Below are 16775 nucleotides of genomic sequence, written 5' to 3' on the forward strand. Positions count from 1 at the left end.
CGCGCTCACCGGTCCTACTTCCGCAGCTTCGGGTCGAGTGCCTCGCGCATCGCCTCGCCGAGCAGGGTGAAGCCCAGCGCGGTGACGATGATGGCGAGGGCGGGCAGGATCGCCAGCCTGGGCGCGGAGTCGAGGTACTGCTGCGCGTCGGCGAGCATCACACCCCACTCCGGGATGGAGGCGTCGTTGTTGCCGAGGCCGAGGAAGGAGAGCGCCGCGGCCTCGATGATCGCGGTGGCCAGCGTGAGGGTGGCCTGCACGATGACCGGGGCGAGCGAGTTCGGCACCACGTGGGTCAGCGCGATCTTCGGCTTCTTGACGCCCAGCGAGACGGCGGCCAGGACGTAGTCGCTGTTCGCCTGGGAGATCATCGAGCCGCGCAGCAGCCGGGCGAAGACCGGCACCGACACCACACCGACGGCGATCATGACGGTGGTCAGGCCGGCGCCGAGCAGGGCGGCGATGCTGATCGCCAGCAGCAGGCTCGGCATGGCCAGCAGCATGTCGACGAAACGCATCAGCACGTTGTCGACCGCCCGGCCCCACCGGCCGCCGAGGCCGGCGGCGGCCCCGGCGACGCCGCCGATCAGCGAGCCGACGGCGAGACCGATCAGGGTGGAGACCACGCCGACCAGCAGGGTCTGCCGGGCGCCGACGATCATGCGGCTGAACTCGTCGCGACCGATGTGGTCGACGCCGAACCAGTTCTCGCCCCGGAAGCCGGGGAAGTCGCCGAGGCGGATCTCGCCCTTCCAGAGCTGGGCGTCCGGGGCGTACGGGACGAAGAACGGCCCGAGAATGGCGACCAGGAGGAACAGGCTCAGGATCACCGCGCCGACGATCGCCGCCGGGTTGCGCCGCAACCGGCGGAACGCCTCCTTCCAGAGGCTGACGCCGCGCTCGTCCTCCCGGCCCGCCAGCTCGGCGAGCCGGTCGATCTTTTCCTTCTTCTTGCCTGTGGTGATCGTCATCGGACCCTCACCCTCGGGTCGATCAGGCTGTAGGAGAGGTCGACCAGGAGGTTCACCAGCACGTACACCACCGCGATGATCAGGATGAAGCCCATCAGGACCGGATAGTCACGCTGGCTGATCGCCTCGTAGATGAAGGCTCCGATGCCGCTGAAGGCGAAGACGGTCTCGGTCAGCACCGCGCCGGAGAGCAGGCCGCCGGTGAGCAGGCCGATCGAGGTGACGACCGGCAGCATGGAGTTGCGCAGCACGTGCCGGCGCCGGACCGTGCTCTCGGTCAGCCCCTTCGCCTCTGCGGTGCGTACGAAGTCCTCGTTGAGGACCTCCAGCACGCTGGCCCGGGTGATCCGGACGATGATCGCCAGCGGGATGCTGGCCAGTGCGACGCCCGGCAGCACCAGGTGCCAGAGCGCGTCGGCGGCGGCGTCCCACTCCCGGGTCATGATCCCGTCGAGGACGAAGAAGTTGGTGATCCGCGTCGCGCCGAGCGTCGGATCCTGCCGGCCGCTCGCCGGGAACCAGCCGAGGTTCTCCGCGAAGATCGCCTTGAGCACGTACGCGAGGAAGAAGACCGGGATGCAGATGCCGATCAGCGAGCCGCCGACGGAGAGGTGGTCGAGCATCCGGCCGCGACGCCGGGCCGCCAGGTAGCCCAGCGGGATGCCGACGCCGACCGCGATCAGCATCGCCGTGATGGACAGCTCCACCGTGCCGGGGAAGCGTTCGACGAACTCGGTGACGACGGTGCGCTTGGTGGAGGTCGACGTGCCCAGGTCGAGGCGGACCAGCCGCCGTACGAACCGGCCGTACTGCACCAGGATCGGCTCGTCGAGGCCCATGTTGCGCCGGATCGCAGCGCGCATCTCGGGTGTCCCTCGCTCACCGAGGATGGCGGTCTCGGGACCGCCGGGCAGTCGGCGGAGCCAGATGAACAGCAGGAGGGAGAGCCCGAACAGCGTGGGTATCAGCTGGAGCAGGCGTCTGACGATGAACCGGAACACGGCGGCCTCGAAAGGGGTACGGAGGGTCGTGGGCGGGCGCTGCCGAAACAGCGCCCGCCCACGACTCGGAGCGTCAGATCAGGACTTGAACTCGGCGGTGGAGAACCGCTCGTCGGTGAGCGGGCTCGCCTTGACCCCGGTCACGTCCTTGCCGAAGACGATCGCCGGCGGCGAGTGCGACACCGGGACGCCGGGCAGGAAGTCCATGATGGCCTTGTTCAGGGCCTTGTACTTCTCGGTCCGGGCCGCCGCGTCGGCGGTGGTGTCCGCGTCCTTGAACTGCTCGAACAGGGCCGGGTTGCTGAAGCCCCACTCGTCCTTCGGCCGGTCGAAGAACGTGCCGATGAAGTTGTAGGCGTCGCCGTAGTCACCGGTCCAGCCGAGGAAGTGCAGGTCGTGCTTGTTGCCCGAGGTGGTGGCGTTCAGGTAGTCCGGGCTCCACTTGAGCGGGATGGCCTGGACGTTGATGCCGACCGCCTTGAGGTCCGCCGAGAGCAGCTCGAAGATGTCCTTCGGGTTCGGCATGTACGGCCGGGTGACCTCGGTCGGGTAGTGGAACTTCAGGGTCAGGTTCGTCGCGCCGGCCTCGGCCAGCAGCGCCTTCGCCTTCTCCGGGTTGTAGTCGTACTTGGTGACGTCGCCGTTCCAGCCCTCGACGGTGTCCGGCAGGAAGTTCTCGGCGACCTTGGCGCCCGGGGGCAGCTTCGAGTCCACGAGGGCCTGCCGGTTCAGCGCGTGCGCGATGGCCTGGCGGACCTTCAGGTCGGCGAGCTTCGGGTTCCCCTTCTGGTTGATGGCCAGGTAGAGGATGTTGAACGCCGGGCGGGTCAGGACGTTGAAGCCCTCGCCCTTCAGCGGCTCGACGTCGGCCGGGCCGACCAGGTCGTACCCCTGGATGTCGCCGGAGCGCAGCGCCTGCTTGCGCGCGTTCTCGTCCGAGATGGTCTTGTAGATGAGGGTCTTCAGCTTGGCCTTGTTGCCCGCGTAGTCCTCGTTGCGCTCGATGGTGAGCGTCTTGTTGGCGACGTCCCAGGACTTGAACTTGAACGGGCCGGTGCCGGTCGGGTGCTCCATCGCGTAGGACGGGTACTTGATGTCCTCGGCGGTGCCGCTCACGTTGCTGGCGTCGTACTTCTCCAGCGCGGTCGGGCTGTGCATGGAGAACGACGGCAGCATCAGCGCGGCCGGGATCTTGCTGGAGACGCGGGTGAAGGCCAGGTCGACCGTCGTGGCGTCCTTGGCGGTGCAGGACTTGAAGAGGCTCGGCGGCAGGTCCGCGCTCTCGTTCTTGGCGAAGCCGCCCATGACGTCCTGCCAGTACGCGGTCACGTCCGGGCTCTGCATGAGGCCCTTGGCGTTGTACCAGCGGTCGAAGTTCTTGCAGACCGCCTCGGCGTTGAAGTCGGTGCCGTCGTGGAACTTCACGCCCGAGCGCAGCTTGAAGGTCCACGTGGTGCCCGCCGCGTCCGGCGTCCAGGACTCGGCCAGGCCGGGGGTGACCTTGGTGCCACCCTCCTCCGGACGGACCAGCGTCTCGAAGACCTGACGCGCCACGCGCAGCGACTCACCGTCACTGGCGAAGCTCGGGTCGAGCACCTTCGGGTCTCCGGCTACGCCGAAGACAAGGGTGTCCTTCTTGCTACCGCCGGAACTGTCATCGCGGTCGCTCTCGGCGCAGCCTGCTACCGCGAGGGCCGCGACCGCGATGGCCGCGATCGCGACCTTCGGCCTGGATGCACGCATGGGTGCTTCACCTCGTCCTTGGGGTTACGGACAATCGTGGTGACAGGGGTCACCGATCGCCGTGACCTTAGCCGCCGTTCGGACCGGCGGGAAACCTTCGAGGAACCGGTTGGTACCGGATCGTGTCTTAACCGATGCGCCCCGCCGCGAGGGCCGTTCCGGACCGCCGCCAAAGGGGAATTATGTCCGAGTTGACCGATGCCGTTTTGTTACATCGAACGTCGCCCGCATCGCTCCCATGTCAGACCTGACGGTGGATCCGGCGGTGCCCGTACGACGGTGGCCGGCACCCGATCCGGGTGCCGGCCACGACGGAAACTCAGACGGCGCGACGGCCCTCGAAGGCGCGGCCGAGCGTGATCTCGTCGGCGTACTCCAGGTCGCCGCCGACCGGCAGGCCGCTCGCCAACCGGGTCACCGAGATGCCCATCGGCTTGACCATCAGCGCCAGGTACGTCGCGGTCGCCTCGCCCTCGGTGTTCGGGTCCGTGGCCAGGATCAACTCCCGCACCGTGCCGTCGCTGAGCCGGGCCATCAGCTCGCGGATGCGCAGATTGTCAGGCCCGATCCCCTCCAGCGGATTGATCGCCCCGCCGAGCACGTGGTAGCGGCCCCGGAACTCGCCGGTCCGCTCGATCGCCACCACGTCCTTCGGCTCCTCGACCACGCAGAGCACCTCGTCGCTGCGGCGCGGGTCCCGGCAGATCCGGCACCGGTCGGACTCGGCCACGTTGTAGCAGCTGGTGCAGAACCGCACCAGTTCCTTGACCTTGCGCAACGCCCCGGCCAGCCGGTTCACGTCGGCCGGGTCGGCGGACAGGACGTGGAAGGCGATCCGCTGGGCGCTCTTGGGGCCCACGCCCGGCAGCCGGCCCAGCTCGTCGATCAGGTCCTGGATGGCGCCCTCGTACATCTGCCGCTCAGAAACCGGGCAGGCCGAGGCCGCCCATGCCGCCGGTGACCGGGCCCATCTTCTTCTCGGTCAGCTCCCGCGCCGCCTCGGCGGCGTTGTGCATGGCCGCGACGACCAGGTCCTCCAGGGTCTCCACGTCCTCCGGGTCGACCGCCTTCGGATCGATCTTGATCGACTTCAGCTCGCCGGTGCCGGCGACGGTCGCGGTCACCAGGCCACCGCCGGCGGTGCCCGTCAGCTCCGCCTCGGCGAGCTCGGCCTGCGCCTTGGCGATCTGCTGCTGCATCTTCTGCGCCTGCTTCAGCATCTGCTGCATGTTCGGCTGTCCACCTGGGCGCACGGATGGCTCCTTCTCGCACTCGTCTGCTCGGCCGCCGCTCAGCCTATCGGCTGTGAGCGGCCTCGCCCCGCCCGGTGCTTCCCTCGCGGCGGGTCCGGGACGCACGATCATCGGAGCTTGTCGAGAAACTCGGCGCACGCCCAGGGGATCCGTGTCGAAGAACTCCGCGCACGCGCACGGAACCCTCGTCGAGACTCGGCGGCAGGCACGTCGCGCGCGACCGGACGGAGGTGGCGGATGCCCCGGGAACAGGCCGTAGCGGCCATACGACGACAGGCGCGCGCCTGCGCCCACATGGACGCCGGCCTCTACGCCGACCTGCTGACGCGCGCCGCCGCGGACGTCCTGGCCGGCGGCCCGTGCGCCGCCGCCATCGCGGGGTACGAGGACGCCCCCGCCGACGACGTCGTGTCGCTGCGCCTGCTCGGTGGCGTGCACGCGCTGGTGCTCTCCGGCCTGGCACCGGAGCTGGCCCGGTTCTATCCCAGCGCCGGCGGGGCGTACCGGGCGGCGGACGCCCCCGCCTGCTGGACGGCGTTCCGGGCGATCGTGGAGGCCGAGCGCGACACGCTGAGCGGCTGGCTGCGCCGCCCGCCCCAGACCAACGAGGTCGGACGGGCCAACCTGCTGCTGGCCGGGCTGCTGCACGCCGCCCACGAGACCGGCGGCCTGCCGGTGCGCCTCGTCGAGCTGGGCGCGAGCGGCGGGCTGAACCTGCGCGCCGACCGGTTCCGCGTCGAGGCCGCCGACTTCACCTGGGGACCGGCCGACTCCCCGGTACGGCTGCCGGACGCCTGGCGGGGCGGGGCGCCCGGCTGGCTGCGGGAGGCGGCCGGCGCGTACCCCCGGCTGAGCGTCGTGGAGCGGCTCGGCTGCGACCTCACCCCGCTCGATCCGGGCGACCTCGACGACGCGCTCGCGCTGCGGGCGTACGTCTGGCCGGAGCACACGGCCCGCGCGGCCCGGCTCGCCGGCGCGCTGGAACTGGCCCGGCGGCTGCCGGTGCGGGTCGTCACGGCGGGGGCGGCCGACTTCCTCGCCGGGATCACCCCGCGCCCCGGCACGCTGACAGTGGTCTGGCACTCGGTGATGCGGCAGTACGTGCCGGTCGAGGAGTGGACGCGGGTCACCGCCGAACTGGACCGGCTGGCCGCTGCCGGCAGCGCCGACGCGCCGGTCGCCCACGTGTCCTTCGAGCCGCACCCCCGGGAGGCCCGCAACGACTTCCAGCTCCGCGCCCGCCTCGGCACCGGGCCGGAACGCCTGCTCGCGGAGGCACACCCCCACGGCCTCCCCGCCTGGCCCACCTGACCGCCCGTTCCCTGGCCCGTCATCGCGTCGGCCTCGGTGTCAGAGTCGAGGTCGGGGCCGGGTTGGCTATCGGGCGTCGACCTCGTCGATCTTTTCGGCGCCGAACGCCTCGCGGAGCAGCCGTACCGCCTGTTCCTCGCTGGACTCGCGCGCGGTCCGCTCGTCGATGACCTCGTCCAGCGGCTCGTCGCCCGGGTCAAAGCCCTCGAAGTTCGGGGCCGCCGGCGCGGCGCCGCCGGGGCGCCCCGCGCCGCCGCGCAGCGGGCCGTCGAAGTCAGGGTCGTACGGCGGCTCGCCGGCCCAGTCGGCGTCCGCGGTCTTCCGGGCCGGCTGGCCGGTACGCGGACCGCGTCCCGCCGCAGCCGCCCGCGCAGCCGCGATCGCGCTGCTCACCGGAGGGCTGGCGGGCGCGGCCTGCTGCGGAGCCGCCGAGAGGGCGGCCGATTTCGGTACGGCCGGCACGGCCGTCGGTGCGGTCGCCGATGTGCTGTCCGTCGCCGCGCCGGCCGTCGAGGTGGCAGTCGGCGTGCCGCCCGGCCGGGCCGGTTCCGGCCAGTCGTCGGCGCCCCCGGCCGCGCCACCCGGGCGGGCCGGCTCGGGCCAGTCGTCGGCCCCGTCGGCGGCGGGAGCACCGCCGGCCCCCGACGCACCAGCGCCGGAGGGGGACCGGGTCGTCCCAGCGTGGCCGCCCGAATCACCACCCGAACCGCTCGCGCCACCAGGTCCACCGGCCACACCACCGAGGCCGCTCATGCCTGCTGAGCCACCCGGACCAGCTGGGCCACTCGAAGCGGCTGGGCCGCCCGGCTCGGTTGGGCCGCTCGCGCCGGACTGGCCGTTCGGGCCTGCCGGACCGCTCGGGACGCCGGACATGCCGCCACCCGCGCCGTTGTCGGACGGGCCGGCAGCGCCTCGGTCCTGCTGGGTGGGGGCGGCCGGCGGCGGGGATGCCGGGCGGGCCGGAGCGGCGGGGCGGGACGGGCCGCCGAGCGACGTGCCGCCCCGCTCGCCGGCCACCTCGCAGCGGATCTGCCAGCGTCCGCCGAACTCCTCGTAGAGCGCCTCGGCCAGCACCGAGGTGTGGTTGCCCATCATCTGCGCGAGCACCGGCGACTTGGCGGTCAGCACCAGGGTGTCGCCGTCGACGTCGCGGACCACCGCGTCGCGCATCAGCGCGCCGGCCTGCTTCTTGATCCGGTTGACCTTCGCGACGATGTCGGGCCAGGCCCGGCGTACCGCGACGGCGTCCAGGGCGCCCGCCGGAGCCGCACCCGGGCGGGGCGGGGCGGGGGTGGCCGGGTCGGGCATCACCGCCGAAGGCGGCACCTGGCGACGGGCGGGCACATCGGCGGGCGCACCCACCGGTTCCGCGGCGGCCGGGGCCGCCTCCGCCGGTCGGGAACCGGTGGCCGCCAGGGCCGCGGCGCGGGCGGCTGCGGCACCGGAGGGGGCACCGGCAGCCGCCGGCGGGCCGGCGGGCGACGGGTCGGGCGCGGCGGCAGCCGCGGTCGGGGCGGGAGAGTCGGGGCGTACGGGAGGAGGGGCGGTGACCGGCGCGGGCCCGGCGGCGGCCGACGGCGCGTCGGTGCCGACGAGGGTGAGCCGACGCTCCATGCGTTCGAGGCGCTGGAGCAGGCCGCCGGTGGAGTCGTCGGCGCCCGGCAGCAGCATCCGGGCGCAGATCAGCTCCAGCAGCAGCCGGGGCGCGGTCGTGCCGCGCATCTCCACCAGGCCGTTGTGCACGATGTCGGCGCAGCGGGACAGCGTCGCCGGGCCGAGCCGCTGGGCCTGGGCGGCCATCCGCTCGATCTGGTCGGCCGGGCCGTCGATCAGGCCCTTGGCGGCGGCGTCGGGCACCTGCTGGAGCACGATCAGGTCGCGCAGCCGCTCCAGCAGGTCGGAGGCGAACCGGCGCGCGTCGTGCCCGGCCTCGGCGACCCGGTCGACGGTCGCGTACGCCGTCGCGCCGTCGCCGGCCGCCAGCGCGTCGCACATCTCGTCGATCAGCGCGGAGTCGGTCACGCCGAGCAGGGCGGCGGCCCGGGAGTAGGTGACCCCCTCCGGCCCGGCGCCGGCGATGAGCTGGTCGAGCACGGAGAGGCTGTCGCGGGCGCTGCCACCACCGGCGCGCACCACCAGCGGGAAGACCGCCGGCTCGACGGCGACGCCCTCGGCCTCGCAGAGCTGCTCCAGGTAGGGCCGGAGCACCTTCGGCGGGATCAGCCGGAACGGGTAGTGGTGGGTCCGCGACTTGATCGTGCCGAGGACCTTCTCCGGCTCGGTGGTCGCGAAGATGAACTTGACGTACTCCGGCGGCTCCTCGACCAGCTTGAGCAGGGCGTTGAAGCCGGCCGACGAGACCATGTGCGCCTCGTCGATGACGTAGATCTTGAAGCGGCTCTTGGCCGGCGCGAAGATCGCCTTCTCGCGCAGCTCGCGGGCGTCGTCGACGCCGCCGTGGCTGGCCGCGTCGATCTCCAGTACGTCGATCGAGCCGCCGTCGGTGGCCAGCTCGCGGCACGACTCGCACTGCCCGCACGGCTCCGGGGTGGGCCCCTGCTCGCAGTTGAGCGAGCGGGCCAGGATGCGGGCGCTGGAGGTCTTGCCGCAGCCGCGTGGGCCGGAGAAAAGGTAGGCGTGGTTGAGCCGCCCGCTGCGCAGCGCCTGCGACAGCGGCTCGGTGACGTGCTCCTGCCCGATGACCTCGGCGAAGGTGCGCGGCCGGTACTTGCGGTAGAGCGCCAGTGCCACCCGTCCCGCCTCCTCTCGACCGAGCCATTCTGCGCCGGTCAGGCGCGGGTGACCACCCACCACCCCGTGACCTGACCCGCGGGGACGTTACCGGGGCCCGGAGACAAAAAGGCCTCCCGTGCACCCGGCAGAGCTCGCTTATCCTTGCTGCCTTCCGGCCCTGGGGAGGTTCACGAGATACCGCCGCACGGGAGGTACCGCCAACCCTACCCGACGCCGCGTCGATCTTCAGGGGGTGGTGGGGTGGCCCACCCGCCGGGGACCTGTATCCTCGTCTGCGGAGGATTCGCCTAGAGGCCTAGGGCGCACGCTTGGAAAGCGTGTTGGGTTAACACCCTCACGAGTTCGAATCTCGTATCCTCCGCTCGCTGAGCAGCACGAACGCGAGGGTCGGCCCCATCGGGCCGGCCCTCGCGTCGTCTCCACCTGGCTTCCGTCTCACTTCTCGTCTCAGTTGCCCGCGCGGCTCGGGGCATGGACCAACCACGGTCGTGCACGCACCGGCGGGTCGCGGCGGACAGCAGGGGCGGAGCGACGGCCGGAGCCGACCAGCCAAGCATCATCACAACCATGTTGTCTCCGAGATGCCTTAGGGCTTCAATGACAGGGTGACCGAGGTCGGAACAGCAGTGGGTGGGACTGAATCTCCCGATGATCCCCTGAAAGCGAAGTTGCAGCAGTGGTTATCGAACCAGGGGTATCCGCTGGAAATGCGAACAGCGCAAGCGTTTCGAGAAATCGGCAATGTACGCCAGTCAGACTATTACTATGACAGCGAATCCGCATGCCACCGCGAGATCGACGTAGTGGTGAGCATGATCTCCAACGCTAGATCACGAATGGAGTGGCTGGACGTACTCCTATGCATTGAAGCAAAGAGCGGCACAGACAAACCATGGGTACTTTTCTGCGGAGAAAGGGTACCCCCATTGCATCCGGTGGCGCAGGTTGTACAGAGATTCACTTCGCCCGCCGCCCGAGAGTGGATAGAGGCAGCCGCACATAGCCACGAAGTACGCGCCCTCCCGCTCTTGACCATCGAGGAGCATCCCGGGCACAACCTGATAAAGGCCACCCTCGGCCCAAATCAGCAGCGCGAGGATATTGCTTATAAAGCAATCATCTCAGCCGTGAAGGCAGCCCACTGGGAGACAACCCGGAAAGACATCTACCCCACACTTAACGAGATATCCGTCATCGCCTTCCCAGTAATCGTGATCGATGCACCCCTGTTCAAGTGCGATATCGACGAGGCGGGAGGTCTTCGGCTCTGGCGAGTCGATGCGGGCACCTTAATCTGGCATAACAACGTCGTGCCGTCCGCTCCGCCTCACACCATCGTTCACGTTGTAACCGAGGCTGGCATTCAGGAGTATGCCCGGCAAGCATCGGAAACCTCACGTGGACTCTCGAAGTCTTACGACAGAATTCGGCGCTTAGCACTAGCCAGACAAAGGAGTCCCGAGTAAAAGTGACCGACTGTTTAATTGCCGTGGGGACAACGAGCAACAGCCGATCAGCAGCCTGAGCCCCGCCAAAGCTACATCTGTTCAGTCCCCCAAATCAGGCCCCCAAGCTGCTGCGCGATGTCGCGGCGTACCTGATCCGTCATGTGCTGGTACCGGACAGCCATCGCCGAGTTGGACCAGCCCATGATGCCCATCACCGCGCGACCAGAGACGCCGAGGACCACGAGCACGGTGGCGGCCGTGTGCCGAGCGTCGTGCAGCCGGCCGTCCCGCACTCCGACGAGCTTGAGCAGACGCCATCCGTGCTGCTCCACCGCGACCGTCCTTTGAACGACGAGTACCTGGCCCACGCCGAGCTAGTCGAGTAGTCGTTGCTAGCCGGGGCATACGACCACCCGGGGGGGGGATCGCGTCGTTCGGTGTACGCGGCATCTCGTCCGGCTACGCCTCATGGTCCGGCCGCCACCCTGGTCAACCTGCTGCTCTGAGCAAGTGCGCTCAACCGCGCGGGCGGGCCCAGGAGAGGAAGCGGTCGGCCAGTTGGGCCGGGCTCACGTCAGGGTCCAGCGCGACGAGCTGCGCGGCGGCCTCGATCTGGAGGGTCGCCAGGTAGACGGTGAGCGCGGCGCGGTCATGGCGGTACTCACCGAGCAGCCGCAGCTTCGCCGGCGAGCAGGGCCAGGCGATGCCGCACGCCCGGCACCGCCACGTGGGCCGGGTCGGGACGTGCTCCCGGGGACGGCGGCTCACCGCGTCGCCACCGGTCCGGCCGGCTCGACGCCGCCTGCCGATCCGACCTGAGCCGCCGGCTCAACGCTGCCTGCCGACCCAGCCTGGTCCGCCGCCCCGACCGGGTCCGCTGATTCGACCCGGGAGGCACCGGGGGCAACCACCCGGGCGCGGTCGACGCGGATCGAGGCGAAGCGCTCGCGGGAGCGGAGGGTGCCGTCGGCGTTCACCTGGTGGCCGCGTACCTCGGCCCAGAGGTGGCCCTCGAACAAGCCCGCGCTGAGCACCTCGACGATCCGCAGTGTCAGCGGGCCCTCGCCGAAGCGGTACGCGTCGTCGGGGACGCGGATGGTCGTACCGGAGGGCCAGGCTGTCCGCCGGTCCCGGGCGGGGGCGACGGGTGGGGGCGGATCGTCGTGGTCGACCGGGCGGCGGGACTCGCCCCGGTGCTCGGGGGCTGGGGCGCGGCGGGTCGGCACGGGCGGGACCTCCTCGGCTGGTTCGGCAGCGCTCGCCCGACGGGACGAAAGGCCATTGGGGACGAAGGGCGGTGGGCGACGGAAGGCTGTTGGGCCGGAAGGGACGGACGTGGGACTGGAGCGGGGCCGCCCCGCCCTCCCCGTCGGGGCGGCCCCGCGACTGACGCGACCGCCGGGCTCTCTCGCCTCCACCGGCCGCGCCGTCTTCGTCACCCCAACTTGCCGTGCGTGGGCAGACAGATACAGCCCGTAACGCTATGGTCGCCAGATATCTGGGACATCCAATGGGAGGAGCCCGTGAACGATGCGCTACGGGTGGCGCTCAGCGACACCGGGCACACGATCGAATCGCTCGCCGAGACCGTCGGCGTCGATCCGAAGACGGTCGGGCGATGGCTGACCGAGGACCGTATCCCGCACGCCCGGCACCGGCTGGGAGCGGCGGAGGCACTCCGGCGGGACGTGTCGGACATCTGGCCGGACACTTCGAGACGTCGTGACCCGATCTGGTTCCGTCCCTGGCAGGAGATCGAGCGCGAGGCGGTGTCGCTGCGGTCGTACGAATCGGTGGTGTTGCCCGGGTTGCTCCAGACCGAGGCGTACGCGCGGGCCGTGCTCACCGACGGCGGCCTCTTTCCCCGGGGCGACGTCGAGCGGCACCTCGCCGCCCGGCTCGCCCGCCAGGGCATCCTGCGGCAGGACGAACCGCCACAGCTCACGGCCGTGATCGACGAGGCGGTGCTGCGCCGCCCGGTCGGCGGCCGGGCCACCATGCGCGAGCAGCTCCGGGCCGTGATCGCCGCCTGCGCCGAGCCGCACGTGCGGGTGCACGTCGTGCCGTCGTCGGTCGGTGCCTACGCGGGCCTGAACGGGCCGTTCGTGATCGCCAGCAGCCACGACCACCGGATCGCCGGCTACCTCGACAACCAGCTCCAGGGCCAACTGGTTAGCGAACCGGCGGACATCGCGGCCATGATGGCTGCGTGGGAGAACGTGCGCGGCGAGGCGCTGTCCCACTGGCAGTCGGTCGATCTCATCACGGAAGTGGCGGAGACATGGAGCTGAACGGCGCGCGGTGGCGCAAGAGCAGCCGCAGCAGCGGCAACGGCGGCAACTGCGTCGAGGTCGCCGACAACCTGCCCGGCGTCGTCGCGGTGCGCGACTCGAAGGACCCGGCCGGCCCGACGCTCGCCTTCCCGCCGACGGCGTGGCGCGCCTTCGTCGGCTCCGTCGCCGACCGCCCCTGACCGGGCCTGCCCGACGCCGCCCTCTCCTCGCCCGCCTGCCCGGTCGCAGCTCCTGACCGGACCAAGGCCGCATCGCGCCCCGGACGGTGCGCCGGGCGCGCAAGGTCGCGGGGCGGGATCGAGAGGGATAATTCGGTACGGTGCGAGGGGGCGGCGGAGGCGGAATCCGTCGTACACATGTTCCATCCACAGGCTGTGGACGGCGGAGGGCTCGAATGGCTTACCAGCTCAGTGCGGTCGTCGCGGACGCCGAGCTGCTCCGCGAGCAGACCGCCGACCTCGACCACGCGGTCCTGGGCGAGCTGCGTCAGGACTTCGCGCTGCTGCCGGTCACCCCGCAACTGGTCGAGGAGCTGACCGGGGCGCTGCCCGACTTCTCCGTGGCGGAGCGGTCGCCGGAGGAGCCGTTCCACCTGGCGCTCTCGGCGACCCTCGCCGACGCCCTGGCCCGGTGGTCACGCTCGGGCCCGGTGGCGTACCTGGAGGCGGAGTTCGCCGGCGGCGCGGGCTACCAGTCGGCGGTGGTGTGGCTTGGCGGCCAGGTGAGCTGGGGGCCGGGGTTCGACCGCCTCTTCGACGGGCCGCGCGCCGAGTGGCCGCTCAACGCGGCGCTCGCCCGGCTCGGGGCGGAGCCCGGCGCGTGGATCGACCCGTTCGCCGAGCTGGGCCTGCACGTCGAACGGAGCACCGCCGGCTGGCTGGCGCACGGGCGCCGACGACTGAGCGCCGACTACTGGGACGAGCTGGCTGAGGAATGGGAAGACCGGCAATCTGCGGGCGGGCAGCAACCTGAGCGCCCCAGTCCCGTTGGGGACTGGGGGATTCGATGAAATTGCGACAATTTGGCTTTATCGCCACGCTGATGACGGCTGCCTGGGTTTCGGGCAGCGGCGTGCACCCGCCGTTGCGCGAGTTGGACGGTCGGCCCGTCGGGGCCGTCGAGGTGGTCGACCTCAACGGCCTGCGCGACGTCGAGTTCGGCGACACCGAGGACGAGCTGACCCGGCGGGGCATCCTGCGCTCCGACGTCGACGCCTGCGGCCCGGCGCTGGCCGGCTACGACACGACCAGCCCGATCTTCGTCGACGACCGGCTGGTGCTGCTCTGGCTCGGCGAGGCGACCCGCACCCCGCAGGGCGTCACCGCCGGCACGCCGGTCGAGGACGTCCGCACCCGCTACCCGTCCGCCCGGGACCTGGACGCTCCACAGGGGACGTACCGGCTCGACGGGCTGCTCGCCCGGCAGGGCGACCGCGCGTACCTCTTCCTGCACGACGGGCGCGCGGTGAAGAAGATCATCGCCGGGTACGCGGACTGGGCCCAGCGCCTCTTCGACGAGGGCCACAGCCCTTGCTGACCGGCACCGCCACTTGCCGCAACCAGCGCCCACCCCAGCACGCTCGTCGGCTGACCGGGGCGGGGTTCGGCAGGCATCTCGTCGACTGACCGGGGCCCCGACAGGAGCTCGTGCGGTCGCAGGGCCGACCCGGTGGGGGCGGCCCTGCGACCTACCCGGTCAGCCGAGGACCGAGACCGACGAACCGGCGCCGACCGTCCCGGTGATCAGCCGCTGGAACGGCGCGGGCCGGCCCGCCCCGGTGACCAGCCGTACGGAGAGGAAGTCGACGCCGGGGGCCAGGTACAGGGCGCACCGCATGCCCGGCTCGGTGCTCACGATCCACTTCGCGCCACCGTTGTTCCGCTGGAACGCGCCACCCTCCAGGCTCACTGCGGACGCGGCCACGTAGAAGCCCGCAGACTCCGAGTCGACACCGGTGCTGCCGCGCCCGGTCGAGTCGGCGGTGCAGCCGGAGAGTGTCGTGTTGGCAGCGCGGATCTCGAAGCCGTTGCCGATGGTGTCCTGGGCCTCGCAGCCGACGACGGTCGCCCGCGCGGAGTCGATCCGGAACGCGGGGGCGGAGGTGGCCGCGGTGCCGATGCCGTACGCCTTGCTGCCCCAGATCTTGATGTTGCCGCCCCCGAGGAGGTAGCCGCCCCCGGCGCAGCCCTGGGCCGAGCACCCGCTGATGAACCCGTCCGACGACTGGAAGTTGTACGCCCAGCCGCCCGCCTTCTCGACCCGGCAGTCGGTGAGCTTGAACTCTCGCTGCCCACCGGCGTACGTGCCGCCAAGGAGGAACCCGTCGCCCGTGGTCCGGGTGACGAAGACCCGGGTCAACCACGGCGCCGGGTCCGGCCCGTACAGGTCCGGCGTGGTGTTCATCTGGAAGTTGACCCCGTTGGCCGCGCGGTTCGCGCCGTCGAGCCCGATGTCGGTCACGCACTGTCGGGACGCGCCGGCCTGGGCACCGGACCACGGGTTGACCACCAGGGCCGCCCCGCTGAAGCCCGCCGCTGCGGTCAGCATGGTGACCAGCGGACCCGCTCCGATCAGAGCCTGCCTGTCGCCGAGCACCACCGGGGCCTTGAGGTCGTAGCTGCCGGGGGCGACGTAGACGGCCCGGCGGCTGCTCGTGCCCAGTGCCGCGTTGATGGCGGCCTGCGCGCCCAGGGTCTCGTTCACCTCGAACGGGGCACCGGAACCCGCCGGGCCGACCCAGGGAATGGCGCCGGTGGTGGCGAGCGCGGCGGCCTGGGCGGGCGTGACGCCCCCAAGCAGCGGCGCGGCGACGGCTGTACCAGCGGTGACGGCCGCGGCCCGGAACAACTGGCGGCGGTGCGAGCGCTTTTCGTGCACGTTTCCTCCTGAGGGACGACCCGCCCTGAACAGGGTGGGTCGAGGTGAGAACGGACACGAGGAAGCGGAGCAGCCGACGACCAGCCCTTCGCTTGCTCCAGGCTGGTCGTGCTGTCTCCGCTTGAACGATCCCCCGTGGAGACGCCATCTCTGGCGCCATCGGAGGACATCATTCCATTCGACCGCCGAGCCGTGTGCCCTCCCGCGCACCGATCCGAGGGTGCTGGCGGACGCTCGGGCAGCACACCGGCACCCCGGAAGCATGAGCCGCAGGTCGCCGGGTAACCGCCGGGCATGGCGCGGTACACGAAGCCCGAGCTCAGGCAGCAGGTCAAGGAGGAGATCCAGGCCTCCGACAAGGGCGGTCGGCCGGGGCAGTGGTCGGCGCGCAAGTCCCAGCTGCTCACCCAGGAGTACAAGAGGCGTGGCGGGGGCTTCGTCGGCCCGAAGGACGAGCGGCAGAAGTCGTTGCAGCGCTGGGGCGGCGAGCACTGGCAGACCAAGGAGGGCGACACCCGGGCGCGGCACGGCGACGAGACCAGCCGTTACCTGCCCGAACAGGCCTGGAAGGAACTCTCCGAGAAGGATCGGCGGGCGACAGACGCCAAGAAGCGGAAGGCGTCCAGGTCCGGCAGGCAGTACGTCGCCAACACCGGACCGGCCAAACGCGCACGCCGCAACGCCACGTCGGCCGAACAACTGTCGGAGCTGCCGGTCGCCGAGGCGACCAAGCTCGTCCGCGACCTCGACAAGGGCCAACTGAAGTCGGCCCTGCGCCGAGAGCGCAACGGCAAGTCCCGCAAGACCCTCATCAACCGCCTGGAACGGGAACTGACCCGCCGCTGAACCCCACGCACTTCGTCAATCACGCACTTGTGGTGGACGGAAACTGCCTATGCACCCCTCTCGCGGGGCACCACAACTGCATGATCGGCGCAGGCAGGGGGCACGGAGGGGGGCCAAGGTGGGGGCCGAACGCGAGAACGCCCGGGCGATCCGTCGGGATCGTCCGGGCGTTGTCACGAGCGGTGGCGGCGGGATTTGAACCCGCGGAGGGCGTAAACCCTCACACGCTTTCGAGGCGTGCTCCTTAGGCCACTCGGACACGCCACCGCCGAGAAGG

16 protein-coding genes, 2 tRNA genes, 1 other RNA gene and 1 pseudogene are annotated in these 16775 nt (G+C 71.1%); 8 read left to right on the forward strand and 12 right to left on the reverse strand.

The genetic code is table 11. The features are described from left to right. Positions 1 to 14: 14 nt before the first annotated feature. The 5 genes from ACGFIR_RS28655 to ACGFIR_RS28675 all read right to left on the reverse strand — a co-directional run bounded on the left by ACGFIR_RS28655 (position 15) and on the right by ACGFIR_RS28675 (position 4944). Positions 15 to 971: an ABC transporter permease gene (locus ACGFIR_RS28655; protein ID WP_392997889.1), complete on the reverse strand. Its 957-nt coding sequence runs from the start codon at positions 969 to 971 to the stop codon at positions 15 to 17. Further along, positions 968 to 1972: an ABC transporter permease gene (locus ACGFIR_RS28660; RefSeq protein WP_392997888.1), complete on the reverse strand. Its 1005-nt coding sequence runs from the start codon at positions 1970 to 1972 to the stop codon at positions 968 to 970. Before ACGFIR_RS28660 ends, ACGFIR_RS28655 begins: the two co-directional genes overlap by 4 nt. A gap of 78 nt (positions 1973 to 2050) precedes the next feature. Then, positions 2051 to 3715, reverse strand: coding sequence for an ABC transporter substrate-binding protein (locus ACGFIR_RS28665; RefSeq protein ID WP_392997887.1), 1665 nt, complete (start codon positions 3713 to 3715; stop codon positions 2051 to 2053). A gap of 319 nt (positions 3716 to 4034) precedes the next feature. Then, a complete protein-coding gene (gene recR / locus ACGFIR_RS28670) occupies positions 4035 to 4628 on the reverse strand; it encodes a recombination mediator RecR (protein WP_392997886.1) in 594 nt (197 codons plus the stop codon). Between the two features lie 7 nt (positions 4629 to 4635). Next, positions 4636 to 4944 carry a YbaB/EbfC family nucleoid-associated protein gene (locus tag ACGFIR_RS28675; protein WP_233600326.1) on the reverse strand — a complete coding sequence of 103 codons (309 nt, stop codon included), beginning with the start codon at positions 4942 to 4944 and terminating at the stop codon, positions 4636 to 4638. 261 nt (positions 4945 to 5205) lie between these two features. Between ACGFIR_RS28675 and ACGFIR_RS28680 the strand changes: the two genes are divergently transcribed. Then, a complete protein-coding gene (locus tag ACGFIR_RS28680; protein ID WP_393148311.1) occupies positions 5206 to 6279 on the forward strand; it encodes a DUF2332 domain-containing protein in 1074 nt (357 codons plus the stop codon). Positions 6280 to 6345: 66 nt separating this feature from the next. Here the strand turns inward: ACGFIR_RS28680 and ACGFIR_RS28685 are convergent, their stop codons facing one another. Next, the gene (locus ACGFIR_RS28685) at positions 6346 to 9030 is read right to left on the reverse strand and encodes a DNA polymerase III subunit gamma and tau (RefSeq protein WP_393148313.1); all 2685 of its coding nucleotides are present in this window, start codon (positions 9028 to 9030) and stop codon (positions 6346 to 6348) included. A gap of 107 nt (positions 9031 to 9137) precedes the next feature. After that, positions 9138 to 9227, reverse strand: an RNA gene (gene ffs / locus ACGFIR_RS28690) — signal recognition particle sRNA small type. Positions 9228 to 9309: 82 nt separating this feature from the next. Between ffs and ACGFIR_RS28695 the strand changes: the two genes are divergently transcribed. Beyond that, positions 9310 to 9394 (forward strand) — tRNA-Ser (locus tag ACGFIR_RS28695). Between the two features lie 244 nt (positions 9395 to 9638). Further along, positions 9639 to 10499: a hypothetical protein gene (locus tag ACGFIR_RS28700; RefSeq protein ID WP_393148315.1), complete on the forward strand. Its 861-nt coding sequence runs from the start codon at positions 9639 to 9641 to the stop codon at positions 10497 to 10499. Positions 10500 to 10570: 71 nt separating this feature from the next. Here the strand turns inward: ACGFIR_RS28700 and ACGFIR_RS28705 are convergent. From ACGFIR_RS28705 to ACGFIR_RS28715, 3 genes and pseudogenes are all read right to left on the reverse strand, one after another. Further along, a pseudogene (locus ACGFIR_RS28705) lies at positions 10571 to 10795 on the reverse strand (tyrosine-type recombinase/integrase); the annotation flags it as partial. A 202-nt stretch (positions 10796 to 10997) separates the two neighbouring features. Next, on the reverse strand, positions 10998 to 11249 hold the full coding sequence (locus ACGFIR_RS28710) for a flavin reductase (protein ID WP_392997882.1): 252 nt from the start codon (positions 11247 to 11249) through the stop codon (positions 10998 to 11000). Further along, positions 11246 to 11707, reverse strand: a complete 462-nt coding sequence (locus ACGFIR_RS28715) for a hypothetical protein (protein ID WP_393148317.1) — start codon at positions 11705 to 11707, stop codon at positions 11246 to 11248. Before ACGFIR_RS28715 ends, ACGFIR_RS28710 begins: the two co-directional genes overlap by 4 nt. A gap of 297 nt (positions 11708 to 12004) precedes the next feature. On the opposite strand from ACGFIR_RS28715, the gene ACGFIR_RS28720 reads away from it, so the two are divergent. The 4 genes from ACGFIR_RS28720 to ACGFIR_RS28735 all read left to right on the forward strand — a co-directional run bounded on the left by ACGFIR_RS28720 (position 12005) and on the right by ACGFIR_RS28735 (position 14311). After that, on the forward strand, positions 12005 to 12772 hold the full coding sequence (locus tag ACGFIR_RS28720; RefSeq protein ID WP_393148319.1) for a Scr1 family TA system antitoxin-like transcriptional regulator: 768 nt from the start codon (positions 12005 to 12007) through the stop codon (positions 12770 to 12772). Further along, positions 12763 to 12954: a DUF397 domain-containing protein gene (locus ACGFIR_RS28725; RefSeq protein WP_393148321.1), complete on the forward strand. Its 192-nt coding sequence runs from the start codon at positions 12763 to 12765 to the stop codon at positions 12952 to 12954. Before ACGFIR_RS28720 ends, ACGFIR_RS28725 begins: the two co-directional genes overlap by 10 nt. 215 nt (positions 12955 to 13169) lie before the next feature. Continuing rightward, entirely contained in the window at positions 13170 to 13784 is a 615-nt protein-coding gene (locus ACGFIR_RS28730) for a hypothetical protein (protein ID WP_393148323.1), read from the forward strand. Between the two features lie 32 nt (positions 13785 to 13816). Further along, positions 13817 to 14311 (forward strand): hypothetical protein, encoded by a 495-nt coding sequence (locus tag ACGFIR_RS28735; RefSeq protein WP_392997877.1) that lies wholly within the window; start codon positions 13817 to 13819, stop codon positions 14309 to 14311. Positions 14312 to 14470: 159 nt separating this feature from the next. On the opposite strand, the gene ACGFIR_RS28740 is transcribed toward ACGFIR_RS28735, so the two are convergent. Further along, positions 14471 to 15652, reverse strand: coding sequence for a right-handed parallel beta-helix repeat-containing protein (locus tag ACGFIR_RS28740; protein ID WP_392997876.1), 1182 nt, complete (start codon positions 15650 to 15652; stop codon positions 14471 to 14473). Between the two features lie 294 nt (positions 15653 to 15946). On the opposite strand from ACGFIR_RS28740, the gene ACGFIR_RS28745 reads away from it, so the two are divergent. Then, positions 15947 to 16498, forward strand: coding sequence for a DUF5872 domain-containing protein (locus tag ACGFIR_RS28745; RefSeq protein ID WP_392997875.1), 552 nt, complete (start codon positions 15947 to 15949; stop codon positions 16496 to 16498). Positions 16499 to 16678: 180 nt separating this feature from the next. Here the strand turns inward: ACGFIR_RS28745 and ACGFIR_RS28750 are convergent. Beyond that, positions 16679 to 16765, reverse strand: a tRNA-Ser gene (locus ACGFIR_RS28750). Between the last annotated feature and the right edge of the window lie 10 nt (positions 16766 to 16775).

The sequence above is a fragment of the Micromonospora sp. NPDC049051 genome, from assembly GCF_043197575.1.
Classification (GTDB): Bacteria; Actinomycetota; Actinomycetes; order Mycobacteriales; family Micromonosporaceae; genus Micromonospora.